Genomic DNA, 13,210 nt, shown 5'->3' on the forward strand with positions numbered 1-13,210 from the left:
CTGCAGGTCCGGACGGTTCACGCCGACACGGACACCGTCGTAGTTGACTTGCTGCTGGTTGATACGAATGTCTCCTGCTCGCAACTGAGTGAGACGGTCCACTTTGTTTTGTACCGCCAGGTTCTGAGAGGCGGAATTGCAATCCTTGCGGGAGCGGGGGTACCCCTGGAGGGCGAAGCGCGGGATCAGGAGCTCCAAATCGCTAACTCGCCACCCGGCATCGAGATGATTTTTGTCGGAGGCTTCTCGGCGCCAGAGTAGCTCCACGCCTCATAATCTTCGCTAGGCGGCACCCGTAGCAGCAGATGATTATCGAACTTAATTTGCAACTCTCCGTCGACAATGAAAACACTTGTGACCGTGCGACCGAAAAGGTCGAGGAATTCGCCAAGGGTCTTCTTATCACCGTCCGGGTCGAACCGCTGCTCGGGATCCCCGTGCCTGAGCAAAAAGAAATCTGTCTCTATGGTGACAACCTCCCTCCCGGAGAAGCGAAGAGTGAGACGATGGTCGACACCGATGAAATCGACCGTGCTACTTTCGGAGATAGTAATCAGTGCTGTGGGATCTATTGGGGCCATTGGAGATAAATCCCCTCGTAGTCGGCAGGTATATGGCTCGCTGGCTTCGAGCCTGGCTTGCCCGTTGTGGGGTCCAGCCATTGCCCGACGTCGTTGCTGTATCGCGAGTACCCGTTTGGATATCGGTCCGTTGGGTCCATGATTCGGATGGTGTTGGAGTCCATGTTGTTGCCCGCGTTGATGACACCGACCATATCCGGATCCTGCGCGACCAGACCCTTCCCGTTGTCGGCTTCCCTGAACGCCCATCCGGAAGGTACGTCGTAGATGGTGCCTTGGGGAGTCGCAACGAAAGTCGTGCCGCTGGACGGAATCACTGTCGTGTCAGTGACCGACGGTCGAACGGGAACCTCATCAAGTTTGGCGACCGCGTTGCTGGCGGGGATGCGGTTGAGGGCTCCGGCGGTGACGGCGGACATGGTCGCGCCGGTGGCGGCGGTGGAGAGGAGTCCGCCGGGGGTGATGGGTTGCCCGCTGATGAGGTATTGGGCGGTGTTTTCTACGGCACCTTCGGCGGCGTTGACGCCGGTGCGGGCGAGGAGGCCGCCGGCGGCTCCGGCGCCGGGGATGAGGCCGAATGCTCCGCTGAGGGCGACTTGGCCCCAGTTGACGTCGCCGGTGGTGGCTTTTTGGATGATGGTGTCGGCGCCGGCGCCGATGAGCATGGCCCCCACCGGGCCGCCGACGCCGGTGGCGATCATGACGCCTCCGGCGATGACCATGGCGCCGCCGGCGACGTATTCCCAGTTGTCGTTCCACCATTCGCCGATGGCGTTGCCGGCGGTGGCGAGGGCACCTTGGTGGGCGTTGGCGTAGGCGGTGAGTTGTTCGTCGGTGACGGGTTGCAGGCCGAGGGGGTCGGTGGCGTGGAGGGGGTCGTTACCGGCGTACGAGTACGGGTTCGCTGACCAGGCGGCGCCGGCGGGTGCGGTGAGGGGGTCGGTGCTGAGGAATCCGCGGGTGGCGGGGTCGTAGGCGCGGGCGCCCATCCATTCCAGTCCCGCGACCGCGAGACCCCCGGCGGGGCTAATCCCGACGGCTCCGCCGCCGAGGGCGTTGGCGGTGGTGAGGGCCTGCCAGGGGTCGTCGGTGGTGGTGGTGCGGGTGCCGCGCCATCCGCCGGTGGTCCAGGTGTCGCCGATGCCGGTGATCGCGCCGGGTGCGTGGAACACGTCGGTGTCCCCGACCGTGAGGGGGGTGGTGGCGTAGGACCCGGCATCCCAGGTCAGGGGGATGCCGTCGACCTCGGCGAGCTCGCCGAGCGCGTTCACGTGCAGGTCGGTGCGACGCTCTCCGTCGGGGGTGTGCGCGGTGATCGCGCGGATCCACCCGCGGTCGTCCCACCCGTACTCCGTCGACCCGGTCGGGGTGGTCTCGCGGGTGCGGCGCCCCTGCCCGTCGTACGCGTAGGTCGTGTCACCCTCGGGTGCGGTGAGGGTGAGAAGTTGCCCGGCGAGGTCGTACGCGAACGCCCGCTCCACGTCATCCCCGGTTTCGCGGATGAGGCGGCCGGCGGTGTCGTACTCCCAGGCGTTGGCGTGTGTGTCGCTGACGGCGGAACGGAGTTGCCCGGCGTCGTCGTGGGTGTAGCGGGTGGTGCCGTCGGGCCCGTCGACGGCGGTGATGCGGCCGTCGTCGTCGCGGGTGATGCGGGTGACGGTGGCGCCGTCGGCGTCGGTGCGGGTGTGAGCGACCGGGTACCCGTCCTGGTACTCCCATGTCTGGAGGCTGTCGCCGGCGCGGGCTTCGAGGATCCGCCCGAACGCATCCCTTGTGTAGTGCACCGCACCCAGACGGGAGTGGTCGATGCGGGTGAGGTGCCCGGCGGCATCCCGCGTGTAATCGACCGTCACCCCGTCGAGGGTGGTGAGGCGGGTGCGGGTGCCGTCGGCGTCGTACTCCCACCGCGTAGAGCGCTGCCCGGTGGGGCCGTGCGTGGTGCGCTCGGCGAGACGGTCCAGCCGCGTGAACCGGAGGGTGTGGGTGGTGGGCTCGTCAGTGGTGTGATCGATGATCGTCGCCGTGCGGGCTCGCGCGTCGCGACGGATCTCCGTCACCTTCCGCCCGTTCACGCTCAGCCCGGACTCCAGGCCGGCGTCGTACGACCACTCCGTGACGGTCCCGTCGGGGCTGGTCTGCCGGATCTGGCGACCCGCCGCGTCGTAGTCGGCGGTGGTGACCCGCCCGAGCGGGTCGGTCTGCGAGGCGACCTTGTCCAACGGCGTGTACGTGCGGGTGGTGACCCCACCCGCGGGGTCGGTGATCGACACCACCCGCCCCCGCTCGTCGTACGCGTACCGGGTCACCCCACCGATCCCATTGGTCGCGGCGACGAGCTGACCGGCGGCGTCATAGGAGAAGCGACGGATGCCGAACCGCGCATCCTGCGAGAACGTCAGGCGCCCCACCTTGTCGTAACCGAAACGCGAGACACCCGCGCCCGGGACGCGCTCACGCACCACCCGACCGACCTCGTCGTACTCGATCTCCACCCGCTCCCCCGTGGGGAGGACCCGGGCGATCACGCGGGAATCAGCGTCGTACTCGAGGGTGGTGCGGGCGTGGTTGCCGTCGATGGCGGCGACCGGGCGCCCGCACGAGTCGTACTCATACCGGGTCGTGCGACCGGCCGGGGTCGTGACGGCGGTGACACGGCCCGCGCGGTCGCGTTCGAGGCGAGTGAGCCCGCCGTCCGCGTTCACCACCTCCACCGGACGACCACAGGGGTCGTAGGTGATCAGCGACGCGTCGCCCGCGGCATCCTGGATCTTCTCCGGACGACCGAACGAGTCGTAACGGACCGAGGTCTGCTCGAACGCCGTCTGGACCGTGCGGGTCGTGTCGATCCGGGACACCTCGGCCGACACACCGGTCGGATCCGTCGCCCGCGTCAGCTCGCCGACCGCGTCGTACTCGCGGGTCCAGACGCCGCCGGCGGGGTCGGTGATCTCCCGCAGCCGCGAGAGGGCATCGTGCGTGAAGCCCCAGGCGGCACCATCCGGGAGGGTGACGCCGGTGACGTTGCCGAACTCATCGAACGACCGGTCGATCGCGCGGCCGAGGGGATCAATGGTGCGGGTCAGGCGGCCGTGGGGGCCGTACTCCAGCTCCGTGCGCCCACCCAGCGGGTCGACGATCGCGGTGACCACCCCGCCGGGGTCGTGCTCGTAACGCCAGACAGCACCGTCCGGGTCCTCTCGGCTCAGCAGCGAACCCTCGGGGCTGTAGGTGTATCGGGTGATCGCGCCCAGCGGCGTGATGGCCTGGGTGACGCGGCCCGCGCTGTCGCGGACGAGGGCAGCGGTGGCGCCGTCGGCGTTGCGGGTGGCGATGAGTTCCCCGTGCGCGTCGTAGTCGAAGCGGAGGATCACGCCTTCGGGGTCTTCGACCCGGCGGAGGAGTCCGTCGGCCCAGTCGAGTTCGGTGACACCGCCGCCGGGGTCGGTGATGCGGGAGGGGTTGCGTTCGAGGTCGGTGGGGTAGTCGTAGGTGACGATGCCGCCGTCGGCGGTGACGACGGTGGTGACGCGGTCGTGGTCGTCGTAGCCGTAGGTGATGTCGGCACCGTCAGGGGTGACCGTACGGGTCTTCCGTCCCCGGTCGTCGTACGCGTGGACGGTGATACGTCCCTCACGGTCGGTGACCGAGACGAGGTTCCCGGCCGGGTCGTACGCCATCGACTGGCGGTTGCCGTCCGTGTCGATGACCCCGACGAGCCGGCCCTTACGGTCGGCGATCCACGTGTTCGCGTTCGCCCCGTCGCTGTCGGCAACCTCCGTCACCCGACCCGACAGGTACGTGAAGCGGGTGTGACGCCCGAACTCCGTGACCTGCTCCCGCACCCGCCGCTGCGCGTCGTACACGTTCGTGCACTCGATCACCCCGGCGGCCGAGACCACCTGGTCGATGAGGTCGTCGTCGTTCCATCGGTACGTCCGCGTCCCCGCCGGCCCCGACACCGCGGTCAGGCGTCGGTGTTCGTCGTAGAGGTACTCGACGCGGCGACCGTCGGAGGAGGTGACGGATGCCACGAGCCCATCGACGTACTCCACGTCCACGCGCCGGTTGCGGGAGTGCTCGAGCGCGACGATCGCGCCCGCGGCATCCCGGTGGACGGTAACGGTGTTGCCCGCCCCGGCACCCGCACCGAGCCAGTCGCCGCCGGTGGTGAACGCCCACCACGCCCCCGCGTTGTCGGTGACGAGCAGCCCGTCGGGCGCGGTCAGCCCCCGAGCCGCGAGCTCCGCCGCGCTGGCGCGGTTGAGCCAGTAGTTCTCCCCCGTGCCGCGGGCCCAGTCGCGCCCGTCGACGCCGAACACGATCTGCCGCCCGTCCGCCCTCACGAACCGGGCATCGTCCTCACCCAGCAGCAGCATGGTGTCTAGGATCGAGGACCATCCGAGGCCGAACACCCCGGCCCCGTCGTTGAGGGAGTTGTACATCCGCGTCAGCGACACAAGCGCCGTCGCCGCGGGGAACGGCAGGTCGTTCTCCGGCTCGAGGAAGTTTCCGGTGGCGGAGTTGACCGGGTCGTTCACGAACCCCGTCGTCGGGGCGCCACCCCACGCCGTCGGCGGATCGATGGTCAGATCCTGACGGGTCGCGGACACCCCCGCCGCCGCCAGAGACGCCGCCAACGCGGCATCCGACACCGTCCCGATCCCGCCATTGGTCCCGGCGTCCTCGAACGCTTGAGCGATCGTGTTCGCCCACGCCGTGTCATTCGCATTCGCGCTCAACCAGGCCTGGAAACCTGACACCACGGGACCGACGTCGATCCCCCCGAAATCGCACGTCGCCATGAACTGGCTCGCAGCCGACGACACTCGTCCGGGGTGAGCGGAGAGCTCCGCATCCAGGTTGGAATTTCCCGTGGCGAAGGTCCGGAGGTTCTCGGGTCGGGCAGAGGACGTTCCGCCACCGCCGCCCCCACCGGAGGCCGGCGTCTGCCGCGGTGAGGTCGGCACCGCAGAAGCGTTGAAGACCGGCGGTTCGATCTCGCCGCCCTGCGGCGGCGGCTCTTCACCGAAGATGTCGTCCCACGTCGCGTCCAGCCAGTTCGACCGCCGCGCCTCGACCCGGGCCTTCCACTCGCGTGCGCGCCTGCGGCGAGCGTTCTCCTCGCGCGCCGCGTCGCTCAACCGTCCGATGAACGACGACACGTCCCGCAGCCGCGCCGCGAGCTCGCGGGCGTCGCTCGCGGCGGTCGTCGCGTTGGTCGCGAAGAGCTCGCTGAAGGCGCCCTGGAAGTCTTCCTTCGCGGTGGCGACGTACGACGCGCGTGACGCCGTCTGGCCTTCCACGGCGGCCGCCGCCGCGTTCGCGGCGGAGCCCACCGCGTCCGCCAGACCGAAGTCGTAGGTCAGATCCGGTGCCCCGTACACCTCGAGATCGACATCGCTCATCGAAACCCCCCACTGGTTCGGCGGTCGCCCAGAGAACGCGGCGACCGCTCACGACCGCAAGAGCTTAGCCCCGGGTTCGTCGAAGCATCAGGGTCTTGTGGCAGGTTCTCATGCGTCCCTCATAAACCCAGATCGAGGAGCCGTTCCGTCCCAATAACCGCCTCCGCCGCCGCTCGTCAACACCTGGACACCTCCCGCGACGTTGTTTATCGTCGTGTCGTCATGAACGGCGTGCAGTGGGTGCGCCGCGCGAAGCAAAAGGGGAAATGATGTCGCGCGTTCTTTCTACCGAGCAGGCCAAGTCGGCCATTCAGCAGATCCAGTCGATCGTGAACGGGGGCTTCACCGACCAGATCTCGCAGCTCGACGCCCAGGGTCGCATCCTGTCGGACCCGAACGTCTGGGACGGCCCCCTCGCCGCCCAGTTCCGCGGCTCCACCTGGCCCGAGACCAAGGCTGCGCTCGACAAGGCCAAGCAGGAGCTCGAAGAGCTGCGCACGCAGCTCAACTCCATCTCGCAGAACATCTTCTCGGCGGGTGGCGGCTCCTGAGCCTCCCCCACCGCGACGCGAGACGCCTCGCGTAAGAACCGGCTCGCGCCCCCACGACACGGGTGGCCGCGAGCCGGTTCTTTTCGTCGGGTCGCGGAGAATGGATGCCGTGAACCCGCCCGTCTTCATCATCCCGCTGTGGGCCGACCTCACCGCGGTCGCACTGGGCGGAGTGCAGGGCGCCCTGTTCGCCTCGGGCTTCCAGGGCCAGCGACGACTCGACCTTCTGGGCGTCGCGATCATCGGCATCCTGCTCGGAATGGGCGGTGGTCTCATTCGAGACCTGCTGCTCGGTCTCACCCCCGCGACTCTGCAGAACAACTGGTACCTGATCACCGCGACCGTCGCGGCTCTCGTCGGAATGCTCCTGTCGGGGCTGTTCCAGAGACTGAACCGCGCGATCGTCATGCTCGACGCGGTCGTCATCGGTCTGTTCGGTGTGTTCGGCACGAGTAAAGCGCTCGCCCTGGGGCTGCCGGCCGTTCCGGCGGTGTTCGTCGGCGTGCTCGCGGCCGTCGGCGGCAGCGTCCTGCGCGACGTGCTTATGGGCCTCCCCGTCGCGATCATGCACGTCGGCTCGCTCTATGCCGTTGCGGCCGGGGGCGGGTGCGCGGTCGTGGCGACGGCGGCCGCCTTCGGCGTTCCCCTCCCGGTCGCCGCGGTGGTGGGGTTGGTGGTGACCACGATCATCCGCGTGCTGGCCGTGATCTTCGATCTGTCGCTCCCCGAGCAGCGGAAGCTCTACCGCCGCAAGGTCGCGGTCGAGACCACCGGTATTCCGATCATCCGTCCCGACGACGACACGCCTCGATAGAATCGCCGCCATGCACGGCTGCGCGATGATGCCACCGATCGCGGGACCGCCGTGGTGACGGCGCCCCTCGACGGGATCGTCGTGGCCGACTTCTCGCGCGTTCTGGCGGGTCCGCTCGCGACGATGACCCTCGCCGATCTCGGCGCCCGGGTGATCAAGGTCGAGCGCCCGCACAGTGGCGACGACACGCGCGCGTGGGGTCCGCCGTACGCGCCGTCGGGAATGACGACGTACTTCGAGTCCGTCAATCGCGGCAAGAGTTCCGTGGTGCTCGACCTGCGCGACCCGATCGACCACGCGCGTGCCGCTAAGCTCATCGCCCGCAGCGACGTCGTCATCGAGAACTTCCGCCCCGGCGAGTTCGCTCGCTTGGGTTTCGACGCAAAGTCCTTGCGAGATCGGCATCCCGGGCTCATCATCGTCTCGATCAGCGGCTTCGGATCCGCCGCGGGGGCGGATCTGCCCGGATACGACTTCGTCGCGCAGGCCGTCGGGGGCCTCATGCACGTGACCGGCGAGCAGGACGGGGATGCCATGAAGGTCGGCGTCGCCCTCGTCGACGTCCTGACCGGGAAGGACGCCGTGATCGGCGTCCTCGCCGCGCTCCGTCGGCGGGAGGTGACGGGCCGCGGGTCGCTCGTCGAGGTCAACCTCCTGTCGAGTCTGCAGGGCGCGCTCGCGAACCAGGCTGCTGCGCACCTCGGCACCGGGGTCGAGCCGGGGCGCTTGGGTAATCGGCATCCCTCGATCGCCCCCTATGAAGCACTGCGGTGCGCCGACGCGCCGCTAGCGGTGGCCTGCGGCAACGATGCGCAGTTCGCGCGGCTGACCGAGGTCCTCGGGATCGACCGGCTCGCCGAGGACCCGCGCTTCGTCACCAACGCCGATCGGGTGCGCAACCGCGAAATCCTCGCGACGTTGCTCGAGGGCCGGCTGGCCGGGGAGTCGGCGGCGAGCTGGGCATCCCGGCTCAACGCGGTGGGCGTTGCGGCGGGCGTCGTCAACTCGATCGGCGAGGGGCTCACGCTGGCCGAAGAGCTCGGGCTGCATCCCGTCGTCGAGACCGTCGGTGCCGACGGTCGCGTCTCTCGTCAGGTGCGGCCGCCGATCACCTGGACGCCGCCCTACCGAAGCACCGCTACCGCTCCCCCGCGCCTGGGAGAGAACACCGCCGAGGTGCTCTCGTGGCTCGACGACACACCCGAGGAGTGCCCATGAACACCGTGCCCGATCTGCTCGACTTCGACGAGATGCTGTCCGCCGAGGAGCGTGAGACGCGGGATCGCGTGCGTGCGTTCGTCGCCGAGCACGTGCGACCGTTCATCGCCGACTGGTACGACCGCGCGCACTTCCCCGTCGAGGTGATCCCCGGACTCGCGGGGCTGGGCGTCTTCGGCATGCATCTGTCGGGGTACGGCTGCCCCGGTCGAACCGCCGTGGAATACGGACTCGCCGCGATGGAGCTCGAGGCGGGCGACTCCGGCCTCCGTACTCTCGTGTCGGTGCAGGGCTCGCTCGCGATGACGGCCATCCACCTCCACGGCAGCGAAGAGCAGAAGCAGGCCTGGCTCCCCCGCATGGCGCGCGGTGAGGCCATCGGATGCTTCGGACTGACCGAACCGGGCTCGGGGTCCGACCCCGCGAGCATGACGACGCGAGCACGCAGGGACGGTGACGCGTGGGTGCTCGACGGCGCGAAGAGGTGGATCGGACTGGCATCCATCGCCGACATCGCCGTGATCTGGGCGCGCACCGACGAGGGCGTCCGCGGTTTCCTCGTCCCGACCGACACTCCCGGCTTCGCCGCGACCCCGATCGCGCCGAAGATGTCGATGCGCGCATCGATCCAGTGCGACATCGCGCTCACGGACGTGCGGCTGCCCCTCGATGCCGAACTCCCCCTCGCCCGGGGGCTCGGTGCCGCGTTCGCGTGTTTGAACAATGCGCGCTACGGCATCGGCTGGGGCGTCGTCGGCGCTGCGCGCGACAGCTACGCCACCGCGCTCGCCTACGCGGGCGAGCGGCGGCAGTTCGGGCAGCCGATCGCGGCGTTCCAGCTGACGCAGCAGAAGCTCGTCGATATGGCGCTCGAGATCGAGAAGGCCCAGCTCGTCGCCCTCCGGCTGGGACGCTTGAAGGATGCCGGTCGTCTCCAGCCGCATCAGATCTCGGTCGCGAAGCTCGCGAACACCCGCGCCGCGATCGCGGTCGTCCGGAAGGCGCGGACGATCCTCGGCGGCAACGGCGTGACCGCGGAGTACTCGCCGATGCGGCACGCGGCCAACCTCGAGTCGGTGCGGACCTATGAGGGCACCGACGAGATCCACACGCTGGTGCTCGGGGCGCACCTGACGGGTATCCCGGCGTTCCGCGCGGCGGATCCGAGCTGAGTAAGCGCTCAGTCGCTCTCGTCGCGAACCTCGTCACCCTCGCGGATCACGCCGCCGCCCTCGGCGGGGAGGAGCAGGATGCCGAGCGTCGGGGCGTCCTGCTCGAACTCGGTCGTCAACACGCGGAGCAGTCGCGCGTCCCGAACGCCGGAGTCGGGGTTGGCGGTGATCGCGGCGCAGCGCTCGATCGGCTTCTGGACGTCGAAGACGACCTCGCCGATGCGGATGCGTCCCTGCCACCCCAGTTCCGCCCAGGCCGGCGCGCCCGAGACGACGATGTTGGATCGGAAACGGCGATCGTCGACGGGGGCCGACACCGCGGCATCCAGTTCTGCGACAGATGCCTCCCCGTGAAGGGAGATGTATCCCTGCGGGCGGTCCTGGAAACGCGCGGTCCGACCGTCGCCGATGAGCGCGAGCGGCAGAACGCCCTCGGCGTCGAGGAGCCGGGCATCCGAGGTCGAGCGCAGGTAGGTCGTGACGGCATCCACGAGCCGGGCGCGCCCCTGCGGGCTGAGGTCGCTCTCGATGTCGATGTCGTCGACCTGGAGGCGCAGCGTCTGCTGTCCGTCGTCGTAGGTGAGGGCGATGCGTGCGAGCGTGGGGAACGTCATGAGCGCGAGTCCGCGGCTCTTCGGGAACGTCGCGTCCTCCGGCTCGACGGCGTCGGCGAACCGGAACACGAGAGCACGGTCGCCCTGGACGCGTCCGTCGTCCTGGATCACCAGGTGCGGGCGACGCTCTGGGGTGAAGCCTTTGACGGGATAGCGGTACAGGGCGGCGACGTGGGGCACGATCCCATCCTCGCACCCTGTCCCGCTCCCGCTCAGGCGCGGGCGAGCACCTCGCCGTGCGGCATCAGGAACCACCCGTCGGGATGGGCGGCCCACTCACGCCACGCGTCCGAGATGCGCTCGAGCTGCGCGTCGTCGGCGAGGCCGAGTCGGCGCGCGTGCCCGGCGAACGCCGAGGCGAGCACGCGGTCGGCCCACATCCCGCCCCACCAGGCGCGCTTGTCTTCGGTGTCGAAGACCCAGACACTCGCGCTCGCCTCGATGCGGGAGAACCCGGCTTCGCGGGCCCACGTCTTGAGCCGCCGGCCCGCGTCGGGCTCCCCCGACACTCCGCGGTGCACGCCGTGATAGATCTCGAGCCACTCATCCAGAGCGGGGATCAGCGGATGCCAGATCACCCCGCCGTAATCCACGTCACGCACGGCCACCAGGCCGTCGGGCCCGGCGACGCGACGGAACTCGCGCAGAGCGTCCACGGGGCGCTCGAGGTGCTGAAGCGTCTGGTGCGCGTGCACGATATCGAAGGAGGCATCGGGGGCGTCGAGCGCGTACGCGTCGTCGACGCGGAACTCGACGTTCGTGCGCTCCCCGATCGCGGCGCGCGCGATCGCGACGACGTCGGGGGCGGCATCCACTCCGACCACCTGACCCGGGAAGATCCGGTCGGCGAGGTCGACGGTGATGGTGCCGGGGCCGGCCCCCACATCCAGGATGCGAGCGCCGGCGAACAGCGAGGACACCAGGTAGGCCGCCGAATCGGCGACGGTCCGTACCGCGTGGGAACGCAGCACGCTCTCGTGGTGTCCGTGGGCGTAGGCCACGGCCGTGTCTCTCGCGCTCGGCGTCAGACGCCGGCCAGCTCGCCGCTGGTCTGACGCGTGCGGATCGCGCGATTCACGCCCGAGACGATCGCCTTGAGCGACGCCGTCGAGATGTCGTTGTCGATTCCGACGCCCCACAGGCGCTGGTCGTCGACCTGCAGCTCGATGTACGCCGCTGCCTGTGCGTCGCCGCCCGAGCTCAGCGCGTGCTCGACGTAGTCGTAGAGCGTGACGTCGAACCCCTGGGCGCGGACGATCTCGAGGAACGCCGCCACGGGACCGTTGCCCACGGCGGACGCCGGCTGAGCCGAATCGCCGTCGCGCAGCGTGACGTCGAGGTGCACGTCGCCGGACATGTCGCTCGACGAGCGCGTCGACAGCAGTTCGAAGCGACCCCAGCGCTGGTCGTCATCCTTCGAGGGCAGGTACTCGTCGGTGAAGATGTCCCAGATCTGGTCGCTCGACACCTCGCCGCCCTCGGCGTCGGTGCGGGCCTGGACGACGCCCGAGAACTCGATCTGCAGCTTGCGCGGCAGGTCGATCGCGTGGTCGGCCTTCAGCAGGTACGCGACGCCACCCTTACCGGACTGCGAGTTCACGCGGATGACGGCCTCGTACGAGCGGCCCAGGTCCTTCGGGTCGATGGGCAGGTACGGCACGGCCCACTCGATCTCGTCGATGTGCTTACCCTCGGCGGCCGCGCGGGCCTCCATCGCCTCGAAGCCCTTCTTGATGGCATCCTGATGCGAACCGCTGAACGCGGTGAAGACCAGGTCGCCGGCCCACGGGCTGCGCTCGGGCACGGGCAGCTGGTTGCAGTACTCGACCGTGCGCTTGACCTGGTCGATGTCGCTGAAGTCGATCTGGGGGTCGATGCCCTGCGTCAGCAGGTTGACGCCCAGGGCGACCAGGTCGACATTGCCGGTGCGCTCACCGTTGCCGAACAGGCAGCCCTCGATGCGGTCGGCGCCGGCCATGTAGCCCAGCTCCGCGGCGGCCACGGCGGTGCCGCGGTCGTTGTGCGGGTGCAGCGACAGGATGACGTTCTCGCGGTGGTTCAGGTTCCGCGACATCCACTCGATCGAGTCGGCGTAGACGTTGGGGGTCGCCATCTCGACCGTCGCGGGCAGGTTCAGGATGACCTTGCGGTCGGGAGTGGGCTGGAAGACCTCGAGCACCTCGTTGCAGATGCGCAGCGCGAACTCGAGTTCGGTGCCCGTGTAGCTCTCGGGCGAGTACTCGTAGTACACCTCGGTCTCGGGGATCGTCGCCTCGTACTTCTTGCACAGGCGCGCGCCCTCGAGGGCGATGTCGATGATGCCCTGCTGGTCGGTGCGGAAGACCACCTCGCGCTGCAGTACGGACGTGGAGTTGTACAGGTGGACGATGGCCTGCTTCGCGCCGGCGATCGCTTCGTACGTGCGGGCGATCAGGTGCTCGCGCGCCTGCGTCAGCACCTGGATCGTGACGTCATCGGGGATGAGGTTCTCGTCGATCAGCTGACGGACGAAGTCGAAGTCGGTCTGGCTCGCGCTCGGGAAACCGACCTCGATCTCCTTGTAGCCCATCTTCACGAGCAGGTCGAACATGACGCGCTTGCGCTCGGGGCTCATCGGGTCGATGAGGGCCTGGTTGCCGTCGCGCAGGTCGACCGCGCACCAGCGCGGCGCCACCTCGATGCGCTTGCTCGGCCACGTGCGGTCGGGCAGGTCGACCGCGATCTGCTCGTGGAACGGACGGTACTTGTGCACCGGAGCGGACGTGGGCTTCTGGGTGTTCTTCATGGTGTGTCGCTTCTCTTGTTCGTGGTTCCCGCCCGGGAAGGGCATCAGGAGGGGCCGACGACGAGCTCCG

General features: G+C 69.0%; 9 protein-coding genes. 4 read left to right on the forward strand and 5 right to left on the reverse strand.

Going from position 1 to position 13,210, the window contains the following annotated elements:
- Positions 1 to 185: 185 nt before the first annotated feature.
- Both AB0O24_RS10735 and AB0O24_RS10740 read right to left on the reverse strand, forming a co-directional pair.
- On the reverse strand, positions 186 to 581 hold the full coding sequence (locus AB0O24_RS10735) for a DUF6188 family protein (RefSeq protein WP_275800278.1): 396 nt from the start codon (positions 579 to 581) through the stop codon (positions 186 to 188).
- Positions 569 to 5,986 (reverse strand): DUF6531 domain-containing protein, encoded by a 5,418-nt coding sequence (locus AB0O24_RS10740; RefSeq protein ID WP_363374762.1) that lies wholly within the window; start codon positions 5,984 to 5,986, stop codon positions 569 to 571. Before AB0O24_RS10740 ends, AB0O24_RS10735 begins: the two co-directional genes overlap by 13 nt.
- 269 nt (positions 5,987 to 6,255) lie before the next feature.
- Here AB0O24_RS10740 and AB0O24_RS10745 point away from each other — a divergent pair, with 269 nt between their 5' ends.
- The 4 genes from AB0O24_RS10745 (at position 6,256) to AB0O24_RS10760 (ending at position 9,741) form a co-directional block, all read left to right on the forward strand.
- Positions 6,256 to 6,537 carry a pyrophosphorylase gene (locus tag AB0O24_RS10745; RefSeq protein ID WP_081317249.1) on the forward strand — a complete coding sequence of 94 codons (282 nt, stop codon included), beginning with the start codon at positions 6,256 to 6,258 and terminating at the stop codon, positions 6,535 to 6,537.
- A gap of 109 nt (positions 6,538 to 6,646) precedes the next feature.
- Positions 6,647 to 7,351 (forward strand): TRIC cation channel family protein, encoded by a 705-nt coding sequence (locus AB0O24_RS10750; RefSeq protein WP_363374765.1) that lies wholly within the window; start codon positions 6,647 to 6,649, stop codon positions 7,349 to 7,351.
- Between the two features lie 54 nt (positions 7,352 to 7,405).
- The gene (locus AB0O24_RS10755) at positions 7,406 to 8,569 is read left to right on the forward strand and encodes a CoA transferase (protein ID WP_363374768.1); all 1,164 of its coding nucleotides are present in this window, start codon (positions 7,406 to 7,408) and stop codon (positions 8,567 to 8,569) included.
- Positions 8,566 to 9,741: an acyl-CoA dehydrogenase family protein gene (locus AB0O24_RS10760; RefSeq protein ID WP_363374771.1), complete on the forward strand. Its 1,176-nt coding sequence runs from the start codon at positions 8,566 to 8,568 to the stop codon at positions 9,739 to 9,741. The genes AB0O24_RS10755 and AB0O24_RS10760 overlap by 4 nt, the downstream gene beginning before the upstream one ends.
- An 8-nt stretch (positions 9,742 to 9,749) precedes the next feature.
- Here the strand turns inward: AB0O24_RS10760 and AB0O24_RS10765 are convergent, their stop codons facing one another.
- The 3 genes from AB0O24_RS10765 to leuA are packed head-to-tail and all read right to left on the reverse strand — an operon-like array spanning position 9,750 to position 13,140.
- The gene (locus tag AB0O24_RS10765) at positions 9,750 to 10,535 is read right to left on the reverse strand and encodes an MOSC domain-containing protein (protein WP_363374774.1); all 786 of its coding nucleotides are present in this window, start codon (positions 10,533 to 10,535) and stop codon (positions 9,750 to 9,752) included.
- 32 nt (positions 10,536 to 10,567) lie between these two features.
- A complete protein-coding gene (locus tag AB0O24_RS10770; RefSeq protein ID WP_363374776.1) occupies positions 10,568 to 11,356 on the reverse strand; it encodes a methyltransferase domain-containing protein in 789 nt (262 codons plus the stop codon).
- Positions 11,357 to 11,379: 23 nt separating this feature from the next.
- The gene (leuA, locus tag AB0O24_RS10775; RefSeq protein ID WP_363374778.1) at positions 11,380 to 13,140 is read right to left on the reverse strand and encodes a 2-isopropylmalate synthase; all 1,761 of its coding nucleotides are present in this window, start codon (positions 13,138 to 13,140) and stop codon (positions 11,380 to 11,382) included.
- Positions 13,141 to 13,210: the final 70 nt, after the last annotated feature.

This window comes from Microbacterium sp. NPDC086615 (assembly GCF_040686055.1).
Lineage (GTDB): Bacteria > Actinomycetota > Actinomycetes > Actinomycetales > Microbacteriaceae > Microbacterium.

Coding starts and splice junctions, on each gene's coding strand:
- AB0O24_RS10735 (WP_275800278.1), bottom strand. CDS start 581: ATGGCCCCAATAGATCCCACAGCACTGATTACTATCTCCGAAAGTAGC.
- AB0O24_RS10740 (WP_363374762.1), bottom strand. CDS start 5,986: ATGAGCGATGTCGATCTCGAGGTGTACGGGGCACCGGATCTGACCTAC.
- AB0O24_RS10745 (WP_081317249.1), top strand. CDS start 6,256: ATGTCGCGCGTTCTTTCTACCGAGCAGGCCAAGTCGGCCATTCAGCAG.
- AB0O24_RS10760 (WP_363374771.1), top strand. CDS start 8,566: ATGAACACCGTGCCCGATCTGCTCGACTTCGACGAGATGCTGTCCGCC.
- leuA (WP_363374778.1), bottom strand. CDS start 13,140: ATGAAGAACACCCAGAAGCCCACGTCCGCTCCGGTGCACAAGTACCGT.